Source organism: Streptomyces sp. NPDC005752 (genome assembly GCF_040630715.1).
Classification (GTDB): Bacteria; Actinomycetota; Actinomycetes; order Streptomycetales; family Streptomycetaceae; genus Streptomyces.
In genome coordinates, this window is the sequence record NZ_JBEXYB010000001.1 from 124,281 (window position 1) to 140,767 (window position 16,487).

General features: G+C 72.2%; 14 protein-coding genes and 1 tRNA gene. 8 read left to right on the plus strand and 7 right to left on the minus strand.

The genetic code is table 11. The annotated features are described in order from the left end of the window. Positions 1-9: 9 nt before the first annotated feature. The 3 genes from ABZ441_RS00610 to ligD all read right to left on the minus strand — a co-directional run bounded on the left by ABZ441_RS00610 (position 10) and on the right by ligD (position 3,535). Entirely contained in the window at positions 10-333 is a 324-nt protein-coding gene (locus tag ABZ441_RS00610) for a zinc-ribbon domain-containing protein (protein WP_358966255.1), read from the minus strand. Next, the gene (locus ABZ441_RS00615; RefSeq protein WP_358966258.1) at positions 330-2,459 is read right to left on the minus strand and encodes a PBS lyase; all 2,130 of its coding nucleotides are present in this window, start codon (positions 2,457-2,459) and stop codon (positions 330-332) included. Before ABZ441_RS00615 ends, ABZ441_RS00610 begins: the two co-directional genes overlap by 4 nt. A gap of 182 nt (positions 2,460-2,641) precedes the next feature. Further along, a complete protein-coding gene (ligD, locus tag ABZ441_RS00620; protein ID WP_358966261.1) occupies positions 2,642-3,535 on the minus strand; it encodes a non-homologous end-joining DNA ligase in 894 nt (297 codons plus the stop codon). Between the two features lie 59 nt (positions 3,536-3,594). Here ligD and ABZ441_RS00625 point away from each other — a divergent pair, with 59 nt between their 5' ends. The 6 genes from ABZ441_RS00625 to ABZ441_RS00650 all read left to right on the plus strand — a co-directional run bounded on the left by ABZ441_RS00625 (position 3,595) and on the right by ABZ441_RS00650 (position 10,868). Next, positions 3,595-4,653 (plus strand): Ku protein, encoded by a 1,059-nt coding sequence (locus ABZ441_RS00625; protein ID WP_358966264.1) that lies wholly within the window; start codon positions 3,595-3,597, stop codon positions 4,651-4,653. Between the two features lie 437 nt (positions 4,654-5,090). Further along, a complete protein-coding gene (locus tag ABZ441_RS00630) occupies positions 5,091-6,239 on the plus strand; it encodes an NERD domain-containing protein (RefSeq protein WP_358966265.1) in 1,149 nt (382 codons plus the stop codon). Positions 6,240-6,315: 76 nt separating this feature from the next. After that, positions 6,316-7,275, plus strand: a complete 960-nt coding sequence (locus tag ABZ441_RS00635; protein ID WP_358966268.1) for a D-2-hydroxyacid dehydrogenase family protein — start codon at positions 6,316-6,318, stop codon at positions 7,273-7,275. A gap of 97 nt (positions 7,276-7,372) precedes the next feature. Continuing rightward, entirely contained in the window at positions 7,373-8,041 is a 669-nt protein-coding gene (locus ABZ441_RS00640) for an SUMF1/EgtB/PvdO family nonheme iron enzyme (protein WP_358966756.1), read from the plus strand. Between the two features lie 44 nt (positions 8,042-8,085). After that, the gene (locus ABZ441_RS00645; protein ID WP_358966271.1) at positions 8,086-8,817 is read left to right on the plus strand and encodes a hypothetical protein; all 732 of its coding nucleotides are present in this window, start codon (positions 8,086-8,088) and stop codon (positions 8,815-8,817) included. An 833-nt stretch (positions 8,818-9,650) separates the two neighbouring features. Next, positions 9,651-10,868: an ATP-grasp domain-containing protein gene (locus ABZ441_RS00650; RefSeq protein ID WP_358966273.1), complete on the plus strand. Its 1,218-nt coding sequence runs from the start codon at positions 9,651-9,653 to the stop codon at positions 10,866-10,868. Between the two features lie 337 nt (positions 10,869-11,205). Here ABZ441_RS00650 and ABZ441_RS00655 read toward each other — a convergent pair whose 3' ends face one another. The 4 genes from ABZ441_RS00655 to ABZ441_RS00670 form a co-directional block, all read right to left on the minus strand. Continuing rightward, positions 11,206-12,198 carry an esterase family protein gene (locus tag ABZ441_RS00655; protein ID WP_358966276.1) on the minus strand — a complete coding sequence of 331 codons (993 nt, stop codon included), beginning with the start codon at positions 12,196-12,198 and terminating at the stop codon, positions 11,206-11,208. A 70-nt stretch (positions 12,199-12,268) separates the two neighbouring features. Continuing rightward, positions 12,269-12,982 carry a C39 family peptidase gene (locus ABZ441_RS00660; RefSeq protein WP_358966279.1) on the minus strand — a complete coding sequence of 238 codons (714 nt, stop codon included), beginning with the start codon at positions 12,980-12,982 and terminating at the stop codon, positions 12,269-12,271. A gap of 156 nt (positions 12,983-13,138) precedes the next feature. Next, on the minus strand, positions 13,139-14,137 hold the full coding sequence (locus ABZ441_RS00665) for a winged helix-turn-helix domain-containing protein (RefSeq protein WP_358966282.1): 999 nt from the start codon (positions 14,135-14,137) through the stop codon (positions 13,139-13,141). A 444-nt stretch (positions 14,138-14,581) separates the two neighbouring features. Continuing rightward, a tRNA-Arg gene (locus ABZ441_RS00670) sits at positions 14,582-14,653 on the minus strand. A 206-nt stretch (positions 14,654-14,859) separates the two neighbouring features. On the opposite strand from ABZ441_RS00670, the gene ABZ441_RS00675 reads away from it, so the two are divergent. Together ABZ441_RS00675 and nrtL are read left to right on the plus strand one after the other, a co-directional pair. Further along, positions 14,860-15,330, plus strand: a complete 471-nt coding sequence (locus ABZ441_RS00675; protein ID WP_358966284.1) for a response regulator — start codon at positions 14,860-14,862, stop codon at positions 15,328-15,330. Between the two features lie 78 nt (positions 15,331-15,408). Beyond that, positions 15,409-16,479 (plus strand): ArgS-related anticodon-binding protein NrtL, encoded by a 1,071-nt coding sequence (gene nrtL / locus ABZ441_RS00680; RefSeq protein ID WP_358966287.1) that lies wholly within the window; start codon positions 15,409-15,411, stop codon positions 16,477-16,479. The last annotated feature ends 8 nt before the right edge of the window (positions 16,480-16,487 follow it).

Sequence of the window (16,487 nt, forward strand, 5' to 3'; positions counted from 1 at the left end):
CGGGGCGGCTCAGCTCTGGTACGGGTTCTGGCCGCCGGGAGGCGCGTAGCCGGGCTGCTGCTGCTGGGCCGCGCCGAACGGATTGCCGTCCTGTCCGCCCTGGGCCTGCGCCAGCAGTTGCTCCGCCTCCTCCTTCGGTATCTGCCGCTCCCCGCCGCAGAAGGTGCACTGCGTCGCGTACTTCGTGGAGAAGGGGAACAGCGGCACGAAGAACAGCGTGAACTTGGTGACCCGCTTGCGCAGCGTGTGCGCCGCGGGGTTGCCGCACCAGCCGCACACCATCGTCAGGACCGCCAGTTGGTAGAGATAGCCCCGCGTACCGAAAATGATCATGATGTGGTTCCTTTCCCCGTGTCTTCCAGAAGTGTCCGCCGGCAGAGCGCCAGCAGCTTCTCGTCCTCATAAGTGTCGTGACTGCCGTAGCCGCCGTCCATCGCGTTGTGACGGCGCACGGCGAGGAGCTCGGCACGCAGCACCTGTGCCGCGTCCGACCCTGCCGCAGTCAGCCCCATCCGCGCCAGACATTCCGCGACCCGGACTCTGACGTGACGGTTCCTCTCCCACGCGGAGAGGAGCACCGGCACCGCCTCCGCGGCCCGCCCCGACACCTCCCACAGGGCGATCGCGGCGTCGACCCGGAGCCACAGCTCCTCGTGCGCCAACAGGGCCAGCAGCCTCGGCGCGACCGTCTCGGCCCGCCGCCCCAGCCCGCCCAACGCGTTCGCGGCCGCCCGGCAGTCGTGGACCTGCTGCGCCCGCAGCCCCTCGGCCAGCACCGGCAGCACCTCTTCGGCGTCGCCCGTGACCGCCCACAGGGCCTCCGCCGCCTCCGTCGCCGCCGCCGACCCGGGCCGCCGGATCAGCCTGCGGAGCTCCGGAGCGGCGCAGTCGGCGGCCGGCCCGAACGACCCCAGCGCCCGCAGGGCCGCCGTGCGCAGCCACTCGCCCCGGTACTCGGGCGCACCCCGCAGCACCCGCAGCACCTCCGGGGCTGCCTCGCCCGCGCGCAGCGCCGTCAGCCCGGCGAGAAGAGGGCTCGCCCGGTCGTACGCGCCCTCGTCCAGGCCGACCTCGCCGAGCCGGCGCCGCAGCGCCCCGGCGAGCGGGGCCGCCGCCCCGCCGAGGCACCGGATCGCGAACCCCACGTCGTGCGGCACCTCGGGCCGCTCCAGGGCGGCCGCCAGGGCCGGCAGCGCCCGGGCGTCGCCCAGCCTGGACAGCGCCTTCACCGCCGAGCCCAGGCCCGGCGGCCCGCTCGCCCACTCCTTCACCCACGCACCGGGATCCGCCGCCACCCGGCCGGCCAGGGCATCGGCCGCGGGCACGGCCAGGCCGAACAGCTCCTCCAGCACGTGCGAGGCGGCCTCGGCGAGCCGCGGCTCCCGGGCCGCGAGCTGCGCGCCGACCAGCCGCACCAGACCGTCGTACGAACCACGCCAGGCGCGCATCAGCCCGCCGCTCATCCGTACGGCGTCCAGGCGCTGCCAGGGGTCCGGGCTGCTCAGCTGGTCCGTCAGCAGTGCCGTACGGTCGTCCACCCGGTCGTCCAGGCCACTGTGCAGCGTCCGCAGCAGATCGGCGGCCCACGGGGTACTGCGGCCGGCGGACTCCTCGGCCGACAGCTCCCGCAGCTGACCCACCAGGGTCGGCGCGGTGGCCCGGTCCGGCGCGGTCTCGTCACCACCCGGCGCCTTCGCGGTGGCGGACTCCGCCCGGAAGGGCCGGGAGCGCAGCTCCCGCAGCAGCCCCGACACCACCCGCACGACGTCGCCGGGCAGCGCGTCCGGCGCGCACCTGGCCAGCTGGGCGAGGGCCGCGAGCCGCAGCCCGGGCGGATACGCCTCGGCGGCGAGCCGGCTCAGCCAGTCCGCCGCCTGCCCCGACAGCGGCCGGTGGCGCAGGGCGATCCGTCCGGCGGCCTCGACGAGCGCGAGCCGCACCTCGTCGTCCGCCTCGACCGGGAGCCGCTCGCGCAGGAGGACGAGCACCCTCTCCGGCCTGTCGTGCAGCGTGGCCAGGGCCAGCGGTGCGGCGTGCCGCACCCCCGGATCGTCGTCGGCGACCAGCTCGAAGAAGACCGCGGACCCGGCGGACACGGCTGCCGCGGCCATGGCGTAGTTCGCCACGCCCTCTATCTCGTCCTCGTCCAGCTCGTCCAGTTCGCTCTCGTCGTCCACGTCCAGATCGATGCCGCCGATGCTGGTGAGCAGTTCGACGACGCCGCCCCGGTCCCGTATGCCGGGATCCACGGCCAGCTCGAAGAGGAACGGGATGCACGCGAGCGTGCACGCGTACACATCCCCCTGGTGGTGCACCGCGCCGTACATCCCGTCGAGCGCGCTCTCCCGCTCCGCCGCGTCGGCGGAGGCGAGTCCGTACAGGAGCCCCGGCACATCGTCGGCCGGGCCGTAGGCATGCTCCATCGAGGCCCAGTCGACCTCGTCGATCCCCGTGAACACGCCACACCCTCCCCGTGTCTTGTCCCGGCGCCCCGGACACGGCGGGAACCGTGCGTGCGAAGCAGCGCCTGCGCAGAGTGTGCACCACGGCCAGGATGCTCCACCCTCCACTTGCGGCCTTTCCTCACCGCGCCCGCCCGGGCTGTGAAGGTGCGGTGTGCGCCCGGCCCCTCCGACTCCCCTCAGCCCCCGGGCAGAGGCCTGGCCTGCCCGGGATCGGTCAGCGGGCCGAGCAGATCCCCGTGCCGCTCCAGCCGTGCCGTCATGTCACCGGCGAGGAAGACGAGGTCGCCCGGCGCACCGCATGCCTCGATCTCGTCCCAGCCGACCGGCGCGGACACCGTCGGACTGCCTTTCGCGCGCAGGGTGTACGGCGCCGCGGTGGTCTTCGACGCGGCGTTCTGGCTGAAATCCACGAAGACCTTCCCCGGGCGCAGCGCGCGCGTCATCCGGTGCACGGCCAGCTCGGGCAGTGCGGCCTGCGCCTCCACGGCCAGCTTCTTCGCGTAGGCCGTCACCTTCTCGGAGGGGGTGGGCGCCAGGGGGACGAGGAGGTGCAGGCCCTTGGAGCCCGACGTCTTGCCGTACGAGGACAGCCCGTCCGAAGCCAGCCGTTCCCGTAGCCAGAGGGCCACCGCGCAGCACTCGACGACGCTCGCGGGGGGCCCGGGGTCCAGGTCGAACACCATCCGGTCGGCCACGGCGGGGGAGCCCTGCCGCCACTGGTGGGTGTGGAACTCCACCACCAGGTTCGCCGCCCACATCAGGGACGGCAGATCCTGCGCGAGCACCTGGCGGGCGTCGGGGTCGTCGCTGCGGGGCACCGGGGCGGTACGCACCCAGTCGGGTGTTCCGGGCGGCGGATTCTTGGTGAAGAAACGCAACCCCTCCGGACCGTCCGGGTAACGCAGGAAGGACAGCGGACGGTCGCGCAGGTGCGGCAGCATCGCCGCCGCGGCCGTTGCCGCGTAGTAGTGCAGCACCTCGCCCTTGGTGGTGCCGGTCGCCGGGTACAGCACCTTGTCGAGATTGCTGAGCGCCAGGCGCCGCCCCTCCACCTCCGTGATCGGCGTCATACGATAAGAATCACATGAAATCGTAAGGATGAGCTCATAGCGCGCACAAGGGGTGAACGGTGAGGTCCATCTGGAACGGCTCCGTCTCGTTCGGCCTGGTCAGCATCCCGGTCAAGCTCATGAACGCCACGGAGAACCACGCGATCTCCTTCCGGCAGATCCACCTCTCCGACGGCGGCAGGATCCGTTACCGCAAGGTCTGTGAACTGGACGAGGAGGAGGTGCCCGCCTCCGAGACCGTCAAGGCGTACGAGGACGCCGACGGCAGGGTGATCCCCGTGACCGACGAGGACCTCGCCTCGCTCCCGCTCCCCACCGCCAAGACGATCGAGATCGAGGGGTTCGTGCCGGCCTCGGCGATCGATCCCCTCCAGCTGGACTCGGCGTACTACCTCTCGGCCAACGGCGTCCCGGCCGCCAAGCCCTACGCGCTGCTGCGCGAGGCCCTCAGGCGCAGCGGCAAGGTGGCCGTGGCGAAGTACGCGCTGCGCGGGCGGGAACGGCTCGGGATGCTGCGGGTGGTCGACGACGTGATCGCGATGCACGGCCTGCTGTGGCCGGACGAGATCCGCACCCCGGAAGGCGTCGCTCCGGAGTCCGGCGTCAAGGTCCGTGACGCGGAACTGGACCTGGCGGACGCGTTGATGAACACCCTCGGCGACGCCGACCTGGACACGCTCCACGACGAGTACCGCGAGGCGGTCGAGGAACTCGTCGCGGCGAAGGCGGCGGGTGAACCCGTGGCGCAGGAGCGGGCCGAGGAGCCCGAGGGCAAGGTGATCGACCTCATGGCGGCGCTGGAGAGCAGTGTGCGGGCGGCGAAGGAGTCCCACGGGGAGGACAGCGGAAAGGAGGGCGAGGTCGCGGAGGTCCACTCCATCGGCTCCGCCCCGAAGAGGACCGGGGCGTCCTCGAAGCGGGCCCCGTCGAAGAAGGCGGCGCCGAGGAAGGCGGCCGCGAGGAAGACCGCGGCGAAGAAGACCTCCGGGAAGCCCCCTGCGAAGAAGTCGGCAGCAGGGAAGCCCGCGGCCGAGAAGGCGACGGCGAAGAAGGACACCGGGAAGAAGCCCCCGGCGAGGAAGCAGGCCAAGGGGGCTCGGAAGCGCACCTCGGCCTGACGCGACGCGCGCCGAGCCGAGGACCGGCGCGCGGCCCGGCACGGTGCCACCACACCGTCCCTACGGTCGCGTGAGCCCTTCTGCCCCTCCGGCATCCGCGTCGGCACCCCCGCCCTGCCGTCCCGGGGCCTCCCCCGCCTCCGGGACGGGGGAGGCCGCGGGGTGGATCGATCTCGTGGTCGATGCCGCTCGTACAGGTGACGAAGCGACCGTTTCCGAGGCCAGGGACGAAGCGAGGACCATGATGGAGGCCTGTCCGGCTCCGGCTCCCCCTGGCCTGACCGGGTTCCGGAGCAGTCCGGGGCACACAGGGCCCGGCCTGCCCCGGAACGCCGGGCTCCCGACTCCGCGCGCCCCGCTCTGCGCCCTGTGCGGGAGCCGGCCCGGAGTACAGCCTGGGGAGCAAGGACGCCGACGGGGTGAACAGAGGGGGCACGATGCAGGATCTCAAGGTCACGTCATGGCAGCTCTTCGGGCACGACCGGCTCTATGTGAACCTGCCGGACGGCACCGCGATCGGATGGGCGGACCGGGGGAGCGGCACGATCACCGTCCTGCACCCGCGCTACCGCGACGCCGTGACCGACGCGCTCGCGCGCCAGATCCCGGACCTGCCGTCGCTCGTCGGTGAGGACGTGCCGGCGGGGCCGGCGGCCCCGAGGACTCCGCCGCAGGTCCCGCGGATCCCGCCCATGAGGGGGATACGGAAGAGGGGCGTCGTGCAGGAACCGGCTCCCGCGGTGGAGCAGACGTCCGCGCCCGCGCCGGAGACGGGTCACGAGCCGGTGGCCGCGCCTGCGCCGGTCTCCGCGCCCGTGCGGGAATCCGCGCCCGTCCAGGAGCCCGCGCCGGTGCCGGAGTCCGCGCACGGGCACGGCCCGGTGGAGGCGTCCGGCGCGCCCGTGCCGGACCCGGTTGCCGGTCACGGACCGGAGCGGCGCGGGCGGCCGGGCGCCCTCCCCCCGCTGACCCCCGCGAGCGACCTCGCGTCGCGGCGGCCGGGGGCCGGACTCCGGGAGCAGCTCGGCGAATCCGGGACCGGGGCGCTCGTACGGGTGGCCACCGGGGCGCTGCGGCGGCACAGGGACGCGGACCCGCGGCGGGTGGCCCTCGCGGGGGAGCGGCGGGTCGGAGCCGAGCTCAAGCGGCTGACCCGGCACGGCTGGCGGGTGCTGCACTCCGTGCCTCTGCCGGACGGCACGGAGATCGGGCACCTGCTCATCGGACCCGGCGGTGTGTTCGCCGTGTGCACCGAGCACCACCCCGGGGCATCGGCACGGATCGAGGACGGCACGCTGCGGATCGACGACGGCGCCCCGCAGCCGTACGAGCTCGACGGGCGCCCCGGCGCACGGCGGGCCCGGGCCGCGCTGGAGGCGTACTGCGCCTTCGACGTACCCGTGCAGACCGTGCTGGTGTTCACCGGCGTCACCGCGCTGGAGGTGGCCTCCACCCCGGCCGGTACCCGTGTCTGCCGGGAGCGCCAGGTATCTGTTCTCGCCCCGCTGACCGGTGTGTTCACCCCCACCCAGGTGGAGAGGGTCTACGACGTCGCGCGGAACCGGGAGGCCTGGCTGGACGCGTGAGTGCGGGGGCGCGGCCGGTAGATTCCCCCGGGTGCTGCCGCAGTGCCAGTACCCGTACGCCGAAGGGGAAGTCATCATGAAGCTCCGCTGTGCCGTGCTCGACGACTACCAGGCCGTGGCGGTCACCGCCGCCGACTGGTCGTCCGTCGCCGACGACATCGACGTGGTCAGCTTCGCCGATCACTGCGCCACGGAGGACGAACTGGCCGCGCGACTGGCCGAGTTCGACATCGTCGTGACCCTCCGGGAGCGCGTGCCCTTTCCCGCGACGCTGATCGCGCGCCTGCCCCGGCTCCGGCTGCTCGTCGCCTCCGGCATGCGCAACACCTCCATCGACTACGCCGCCGCCGAACGGCACGGGATCACGGTCTGCGGTACCGCCAGCACGGCCACCCCGCCCGTCGAGCTCACCTGGGCGCTGCTGCTCGGACTGGCGCGCGGGCTGGTGACCGAGGCCGACGCCCTGCGGAACAACGGTCCCTGGCAGTCCACCGTCGGGGCCGACCTGCACGGGCGCAGGCTGGGGATCCTCGGGCTGGGGAAGATCGGCAGCCGGGTCTCCGCGGTCGGCCGCGCCTTCGGCATGGACGTGGTGGCCTGGAGTGCGAACCTGACCCCTGAGCGGGCCGCGGAGGCCGGGGTGGGTTTCGCCGCGTCCAAGGAGGAACTGCTGGAGACCAGCGACTTCGTCTCCGTGCACCTGGTGCTGAGCGAGCGCACCCGTGGACTGCTGGGCGCCAGGGAACTCGGGCTGATGCGGCCGGGCAGCTATCTGGTCAACACCTCCCGGGCGGCGATCATCGACCAGGACGCGCTGCTCGACGTGCTGCACCGCGGAGGCATCGCCGGCGCGGGGGTCGACGTGTTCGACGTCGAGCCCCTCCCGGCGGACCACCCGATGCGCAGCGCGCCGCGCCTCCTGGCCACACCGCACCTGGGTTACGTCTCGCAGGCCAACTACGCGGCGTACTACGGGGACGCGGTCGAGGACATCCGGGCCCACCTCGACGGCGAGCCTGTTCGCCTGCTCGGCTGAAGATCCAAGTAGCGTGAGCGCGGGGGAACTTCGCCCCCCTCCGGACAGGAAGGCCCACCACGTGCACACGCTCACCGACGACGAGACGGTCTCCTGCATGGTGCGCATACCGGCCGGGACCGTGGACCTCCGCGACGACCGCCGCGGTGCCCGCTGGCAGGAGGAGATCGAACCCTTCCTGCTCGCCCGCCACCCCGTCACCGTCGGACAGCGCCGCGCCGTCACGGGAGCGGCCCCCGACCTCGACGTGCCCGACGCCCTGCCCGTGACCGGCGTCAGCTGGCTCGACGCCATCGACCTGTGCAACCGGTTCTCGGCCGATGCCGGGCTGGCACCGGTCTACTCCCACGACGTACGGACCGGACAGGTGACCCGCGACCCGGACTCCGACGGCTACCGGCTGCCCACCGAGGCCGAGTGGCAGTACGCCTGCAAGGCGGGGACCACCGGCTACCGCTACGGCGAGATCGACGCCATCGCCTGGTACGACGGCAACTCCGGCGGCCGGGTACACGAGATCGGCGGGAAGATCCCCAACGCCTGGGGCCTGCACGACATGCTGGGCAACGTCTGGGAGTGGTGCTGGGACGTGTACGACGAGGAGGTCTACGGCGCCTACCGCACCTTCCGCGGCGGCGGCTGGGCAGAGTCGGAGCGCGGCTGCGGCGCCACCGTGCGCCGTCGCAGCCACCCCACCTTCGCGATCGACGACCTCGGCCTCAGGCTGGCCCGCGACAACCGGGGCGCGGAAAATTCACGCGGCTGATCGAATACGAGTGCGGTAGGTTTCTGGCACTCGAAGGGGGCGAAGTGGCGAAGCTCAACCAGATCATCGCCGTGGAGAAGGGTGTCAAGAGCAAGTCGCTCCAGGACATCACCGCGGCCCACCACAAGGTGCAGAAGCCGGTACTGCTGGCCGGCATCTCGCGTACGTACCAGCCGAAGGACGAAGAGGGCGAGCAGCTTCCGCCCGAGTCCGCGCGGGTACAGATCAAGGCCGAGGAAGCCCTGCGCGAGATGTCCGCGTCGCTGACCCGGCTGTTCGACGTGACGGCGACGAAGGACTGGGCCAACTGCTCGGCCCGCGCGGACGTCACCGTCGACGGTCGTACGGTCGTGAGCGAAGTACCGGTCAGTTACCTGCTCTTCCTGGAGAAGCAGCTCACCGACCTGCACACCTTCGTGAAGAAGCTTCCGGTCCTGGACGCCTCGGAGTCCTGGTCGCTCGACCCGTCGACGGACTGGTGGAAGACGGACCCGGTCCGCACCATCCGGACGAAGAAGGTCCCGCGCAACCACGTCAAGGCCGAGGCGACCGACAAGCACCCGGCGCAGGTCGACGTGTACTACGAGGACGTGCCCATCGGGTACTGGACGACCGTGAAGTTCTCCGGAGCGCTGCCGGCGCGGCGGGTGAACGAGCTGCTGGAACGCGTCGAGAAGCTCCAGCACGCGGTGAAGTTCGCCCGCGAGGAGGCCAACGGCGCCGAGGTCACCGACCGGCGGGTCGGAGACGCGGTGTTCGGCTATCTGTTCGGCTAGCCCCCGACACGAGGCGGCATCCCCAGAACGCCCCCGCGCCACGTCGTGGGGGTGCGCACCACGCCCGAGGCGGAATTGAGGTCCGCCCCGTGTGTCGAGCGCAAGCTGAAACTGACGTTCAGCCTGAAGACGCGGTAACGGTGGAGGTTCGAGTCCTCCCCCCGGCACCACATGCCGGGGTGGCCCAACATGGCAGAGGCAGCCGCGATCAATCTCAGACTCTCGCTCCAGCTTCAGTATCGCCGCCGACTGCCAGATCGACCGAGTACGGACGAACACCGTTGAATGCTGGTTCGAATCCGGCCTGCGCCTCTTTCACGGCGCGGTAGTTCAAGGGAAGAACGCGACGGTCTGACGACTGATCCGCACTCTTAAACGGCGCTGGCAAGCGCAATTGGGTGGCAACCCCAGGGGCCCGGGAGCTGGATACGACTCCCGGGCTCCGTCACGTCCCGCCCCTCCCGGCTGTGCGACCTGAGGACCTCCGGACCCGTGCGGGCCACCGTCGTATCCGGGAACGGCCGACGTCGACGCGCCCAGGCCGTGGAGCACCGGCTCGTGGCCCTGGGAACGCCGTCGGCCGGCACGTTCGCCGACGGGGCCCTCCCGGACGCCTCGGGCGGCCGCGCGGTCCGGGCCGTCGGGTCTCGAACTGTGCGTCTCGATCTGGCTGATACTCTCCCCGCTACATTCCGCCACCCCCCTTGAACAGGCCCGCGCGATGGGGGTAAGGGCGGCGCCCGGAGAGGCCGTCGACGAGCAGACTCCCGCCTTCCGAGGAGCCGTTCACCACCCCGCACCGCGTTCCCCAGAGACAGAAGGCGAGACCCGACGTGGCTGAAAACCGAGACGTCCTCATCTACTCCAAGCGCTCCGAGGGCGGGGTGCGTTTCGTCTCGCGCCTGCTCAATGAGCTGGGACGCCGCCCGGTCCTGGTCTCCGACGAGCCGGAGGACGTCCACCGCGGCCACTGCGCGGCCCACATCGTGGTCGACTGGGAGACAGCGAGCCTGGAGGAACTGGTGGCGGCGGTCGGGGCGGCGGGCGTGGAGCCTACAGCGGTCGTCAACTTCGTGGATCCGCTGCTCTCCTGGCAGGTGCGCACGGCGCGGCACTACGGACTGGCGGGCGGAGAGAAGGGCCGTGAAGTCCTGCTGAGCAAGGCACGGGTACGGGCGGCCATGGCGGACCGCGGCCTGTCCTCGTTGGCCTTCGCGACCGGAACCGTCACTTCCCTCGACACCGACGCGGTCACCTCGTACCCCGTCATCGTCAAGCCCGACCAGGACTCCGGCGCTTCACGGCTCGTCCGCCGCGCCGAGAACCCGGCCGAGCTCGTCTCCTGCCTCAAGGAACTGGCCGCCGCCTCGGGTCCGGAGACGGACGTCATCGTGGAGGAGTACATCGACGGCATCGAGTTCTCCGTCGACGGGCCGGTGCTGGACAGCCGGTTCCATCCGCTCTTCGAGGTCGAGAAGACGGGGCACGACAACCGGCGGCACCACGACGCGGGACTTCTCATCTCGCCCCCGGTCTCCGCACGGGTGCGCTCTGCCGTGGGCGAGCTGTCGGAGCGGGTTCGGGCGCTGTGCTCCTCTCTCGGCCTCGGGGACAGCTGGCTGCACGTCGAAGGGCGGGTGCGCGCGGACGGCACCTGCGAACTGGTCGAGATCAATCCGCGGCCCGGTGGCCGCTCGTACCGGGACGCCACCCTGCGGGCCTGTGGGGTCGACTCCATCAACATGTCGGTACGCATGGCGCTGGGCGAGCGCCTGGACGGCGTCCTGGCCGGGGCGACCACCGGCACCGAGCTGCTGGCCATGCTTCCCTTCGAGGCCGACCGCGTCGGAACCCTGGCGAGCGCCACCTCCGTCGAGGAGCTCATGCGGATTCCCGGGGTGGTGGACGGCTACCTGTTCGAGCGCTTCCGCGTGGTGACGATGGACCGGGAGAACTTCTTCGCCGAGGCCCTGATCGCCGCCGACAGCATCGCGGACCTGTACAAGATCGCCGAACAGGTCCGCTCGGCTTTCACCTTCACCTTCGAGTGACCCGCACGGGCGGAGGTCCGCTCACTGCCGGGACGGGCCCCGCGACGGTCCGTGCGTGACGGGTACGGCGCAGCAGTGCACCGTCACGGTCCGGTCCGGGGCCCCTCGCCGGTCGACGGTGGCCGGACAGGTCCACCTCAGGTGTTCGTACGGAGCGACGGCCGACGCGTCGGAGGTCAGGACGTCCGGGACCGGATGGAGCCCGCGCCGCCGGGCGCCGCACGCGGCCCGCTTCACCGGCCGGGCGCCCGTACCGTGGCCGCGTGCGGCTGACCCTCCGTCCCGCCGTGGTCGCGCCATGCGCTCAGGGGCGCCCGGTTCAGCGGTCCGTGGGCCCCTAAGCCTTGCGGAGCCGGCCGACGATCCCGTCCAGATCCCGCTGGAACAGATCCGGGCGGACGAAGTGCCCGCCCGGCACCTCGTGCCACTCGTGCGGGATTCCCGCCGCGCCGAGGCCGGCCCGGAACTCCCGCTGGCCGGCGAGCACCTGCGTCTCGTTGACCGTGTCGAACCAGTTGACCGGGTCCGGACTGGTTCCCGCGACCAGGAAGACCCGCTTGTCGCGGTAGCTGCCGATGCGCTGCACGGGGTTGTCCGCGGTGACCCTGGCCTCGTCCCACAGCGGCGCGCCGTAGACCGTGCCGCCGCCCAGCTCCACGGCCGCGGACGAGGTGTTGGCCCAGTGGGTGACCAACCCGAAGTCGCGGCGCAGGCTCGCGGGCCCGGAATGAGCGCTCACCGAGGCGAAGTGGCCGTAGTACTTGGCCGCGTACTTCAGCGCACCGAAGCCGCCCATCGAGAACCCGGAGACGGCCCGGCCGTCGTACTCGGCGAACGTCCGGAAGTTGGCGTCGATCCACGGGATCAGCTGGGCGATGTGGAACGTCTCCCAGTTGCGGGGACCCGTGTTGGAACTGACCGGGTTGGAGTACCAGCCCGCATGGCCCCCGTCGGGCATCACGACGATGACCGGCTTCCCGGCGGTCCAGGCGCGGATGCCCATCCGGTCGAAGGTGATGAAGTCCTGGTCGGCGCCGCCGCCGTGGAAGAGATAGAGGACCGGATAGCTGCGACCGCTGCTGTGATAGCCGTCGGGAAGAAGGACGTTGACCGCCGGATCCCAGCCGATCGCGTCGGTCGCGAAGCGGTAGTACCACATCCGGGGGTCGCGCTCGTCATGGCCCACGACGCGCAGCCCGAAGCCGTCGCCCGCCGCGGCGGCAGACGAGGCCGACGCCATGACGCCTCCCGCGCCGAGGGCCGTTGCCGCGGTGACCGAGCCGATGGCCCTGATGACGTTCCTGCGGGTGGGGCGGTGCGTACTCAACATGATCTCCTGGAGTGGGAAAGGCCCGGCAGCGGGCACCGGCGGGGGATGTGCCCCCGCCGGGCAGGGGGAGTCAGGCGGAATACCCCTTCGGAGGGATCAGCGTGGCGAGCTGGTCGAAGGAGATCCAGTAGATCTGGTTGCCGCTGAAGGAAGCCGGGTCTGCGATGAGGACGGTCCGGTCCACCTCGTCGTAGCCGAAGACGGTGAAGTAGTGGTAGATCGTCTGGTTCGAGGGATACCCGGGCGGCTGGTTCCCCGGCGGGGCCACGATGTTGGCCACCAGCGGGTAGTTGCGGTCGATGTCGAACACGATGTCGTGCCACAGGAGGTCCCGCTGCCCCTGGGTGGGCGGATCGTTCGGCATCTCCTTGGTCTCGTACCAGCCGCCGCCCAGGTTCGAGTTGAGTACGCCGGTCACCTGGCCGATGTGGTCGGTGCCCGCCTGGGTGGTGCCCAGCTGCCAGGCGAGGTCGCCCTGGCTGGGCGGTGCCATCCGGGCCGAGAGGGCGATGCGCGTGGCGGCCGGGCCGCACCAGTACCCGGTCTCCTGGACCTGGTAGTCGATCTGGAGCCAGTGGGCGCTCCTGGTACGCCCGGAGTCGACCCTCAGCCGGCTGCCCGGCTCGTCGAACCCGCTGAGGACGGCCGTGCCCGCCTCGGAGCCGTGGGCGCCGACGGACACGGAGGGGAGGGACGGCGCGGGCGACGCGTAGGCCGCACCTGGCTGGAGCAGCGCTCCGAGGGCGACGACTGCGATCGCGGCGGACACACATCTCTTACGCATGGGAGCTCCTGGGGGGGACGGGCCCGTGAGGAAGGCCGCGGTGGGGGTGCCCGGTCGTGTGCGAGAGCAGGACCAGCGTGATTCCCGGGTCCGTGGAGCCGCAAGCGGTGAAAGTCCAGGCTTACGGGGGAGGTTGGGCCCTCCGCGCCCGTTCCGTCAGAGTGACCCCTGCCGTCCCTCGACGGCCAGCAGGGCACGTCCCTCCTCGGTGGCGAGGTGGAAGGACCGCCCCGCCGTGCGGACCGTGGTGATCAGGCCGGCCGCGCGCAGCACGCTCACGTGCTGGCTGACGGCCGGGTGGGTCACCCGCAGAAGACGGGCGGCCTCGACGGTGGAGCAGCCGGTGAGGGCGGCGCGGAGTATGCCGGCACGCGTGTGCCCGAGCAGCGGCCCCAGCGGGCCGGTTCCCCGACCGGTGCGTGCGTCGGGGACGGGCCCGGCCCAGTCGGCCGCGTGGTGGATGGGATAGACGAGCACCGGTGGCAGCGCGCCGTCGGCCAGTGTGGCCGGCGTGGGCCAGCAGAAGAACGACGGCTGCAGCACGAGGCCCCGGCCCCGCAGATGGAGCTGCTGATCGACGGGGTAGGCGACCTCCAGGACGGGGGGCCGCCAGCGGATCTGCGGACCGAGGCCGGCCAGGAGCCCCTCGGTGCCCCGGTCGAGGAGGCTGTGCAGGCGGACGGCGCGGTCGGCGTCGATGTGTGCGTGGACACGTGGCCAGTAGGGCGCGAGCGCCTCCAGTTGATAGGTGTGGAGGGCGTCGCCGAGCCTGCGCAGGGCATCGCTGTCCCCTGCCGCCAGCGAGCGCACCCAGCCTGGCGGCCTTATGGAGGAAGCCAGTTGGGACAGGTCGGTGCGCAGCCGTGGGCGCGGGGTGCTCATGAGGACGTCGAGAGCCGCCTGCAGGCTGGTGCGGTCGCCGGATGTGGGGGTGAGGAAGTCGGGGGAGTAACCGGTGGGCGGCAGCAGTCCGGCCAGCAGCGTGCGACCGCCCGAGAGTCTGGGCCGGGCCCAGTGCCGCCAGGCACCGAAAACCCGCTCGCCGTCACGGCGTTGGAGGGTCTGCACGCTGTTGGTGATCTCCCAGAGGAAGTCGGGCCCCGGGGCCACCCGGACCCGCGCCAGGTCCTCGGACGTGAAGTACACCCGCAACATGGGCCCTCCAGCGAAAGGCGAAGGTGCGCTGATGCCGACCGCGGGGCGAACGTCGGGTCAACAGCGCACCGGACGAGCTCGGTTGCACCTTCTGCGCAGCACCCCCACGGCTGAACTTCGGGCAGCGTATACCGCTCGATCCCCGAGTTTCCCGCGAGGGAGAGAGGTCGCGCAGCCGGTCCCGGGCCCACTGCTCCGCCGGCGAGGGGACGCTGCCGGCGCGACACCGGGCGAACGTGCGCCGGCCGCGTCCGCCGTCGCGGCCTGCCGGACGCTGTTCCCGGGATTGGCCATGCCGCCTGTGCCCGGCTTCGGCGCCGAGCCCGGGCTCGTGGCCGCGCCCGGGTGCTCACGGCTCCGTTCGGACGCCGACGGGGAACAAAAAAAGACCCCCTGCACAGTGTCGCCACTGATGAGAGGGTCTTTTCGGCACTTCCTGCGAAGTGCCCCCGGCAGGATTCGAACCTGCGCACCCGGCTCCGGAGGCCGATGCTCTATCCCCTGAGCTACGGGGGCGAGTCGCCGCACTTGGCGGCGACGAGTGAAACCCTACCAGCTCCGACGGGGTGTCCGGGCACAGGTTTTTTCCGCGTCGGCCCGCCGGTCCGCCGCCGGTCGGGCCTGTTCAGGGGACGGGCGCGGGAGGTCGTGTGCCGACTCCTGCGGGCGGGGCGCCGAATGCTGTTTCGCGGGGGCGCCCGGCCGCCCCTCCCGGGGCGGAAGTGGGCAAAACCCGGACGCGGCCCTTCCGCTCGACCTACCCTCGAAGGGTGTCAGGGGCGTACGGCCGCGTGCTTGTTGTGGACGACAGCAAGGTCATCCGGCAGCTGATCAGGGTCAACCTCGAGCTGGAGGGCTTCGAGGTCGTGACCGCGGCCGACGGCGTCGAGTGTCTGGATCTGGTGCACGAGGTCTGTCCGGATGTGATCACCCTCGACGTGGTGATGCCCAGGCTCGACGGAATACAGACCGCGGCCCGGTTGCGCGCCGACCCGAGGACGGGGCATCTGCCCGTCGCCGTCATCAGTTCGTGCACACCCCACGAGGTGGCCGCCGGGGTCGACGCGTTCCTCGCGAAGCCCTTCGAGCCGAGCGAGATGGTGCGCATGGTGCACCGGCTCGCGTGCCGGGGTGATCGCACGCGGTTCGACGGCAGGCGCGGCGCGGGGACGGCCGGGAGCGCCGCCGGCTGACCGTGCGGCCGGGCCGCGGCTGCCCGTATGGCGAAACCGGTTGGCGAAGTGCCCCCCTTCCTCCCATACGCTGGTCCCGTGACCCCCGCAGATCTCTCCCGGACCGTGCTGCACGCTGTGCGCCGCGCGGTCGACGAGGACGCCCTGCGCGCGCCGGTGCCCGGCGGCGTGCGGGTCGAGCGGACACGTCCCGGCGGCAGCGGCGACTACGCCTGCGCCGTCGCCCTCCAGCTGGCCGGCCCCGCCGCGCTCCCGGCGAGGGACGTCGCGGCGCTGCTGCGGGACCGGATCGTCGGTGTACCCGGAATCGGACGGGTCGAGGTCACCGGGCCGGGCTTTCTGAACTTCACGCTGGACGCCTCGGCCGACGCCGAGACCCGTGCCGCCCGCGTGCGCGAGGTGCGCGAGGCGGGCCTCCGGTACGGGCGGGTCACCGTGGAGGCCGGGCGGCTCCACCGTCTCCACCACCCGCGCGAGGTCCGGGCCGCCGTCCTCGCGGACAGCGTGGCGCGCCTCCTGCGTACCCAGGGAGGTCAGGTGATCGTCGGCTGCACCGGGGAGCCCGACCCCCACTGGGAACGGCTCCGCGTCAGGGTCTGCTCGCGCCACGCGTCGGAGGAGGCCGAGGAGAGCTCGGAGATCCGTCCCGTCCCCGCCGGTACCACCGCTGAGGCCCTGGTGGGCCGGCTCGGGTGCGAGGCCGCGCTCTGGGGGCTGCAGCGGCCCGCCGCCCACGACCACGCGCCCCTCGGTGACGACCTCCTCGTACAGGGTGAGTCCAACCCGTTCTTCCTGGTCCGCTACGCCCACGCCCGTACCCGCGCCCTCACCCGTGAGGCGGAGCGGCTCGGTTTCACCTGCGGATACGACGTCGACGTCGACGCGCCCGCGCTGCATGCCGCGATCGCCGACCACCCCGGCGTCCTCGCCACCGCCGCCCGCCACCACGCACCCGACCGGCTCGCCCGGCACCTGGAAGCCGTGGCGGACGCCTTCCTCGCCTTCCAGGCCACGACGCCGCCGCTCCCCGTCGGCGACGAGAAACCCTCGGCCGCCCACCGCTCCCGGCTGGCCCTCGCCGAAGCCGCCGGGAAGGTGCTGGCCGGCGGCCTGTTCGTGCTCGGCATCAGCGCGCCCCGACACCTCTGAAGAGACCT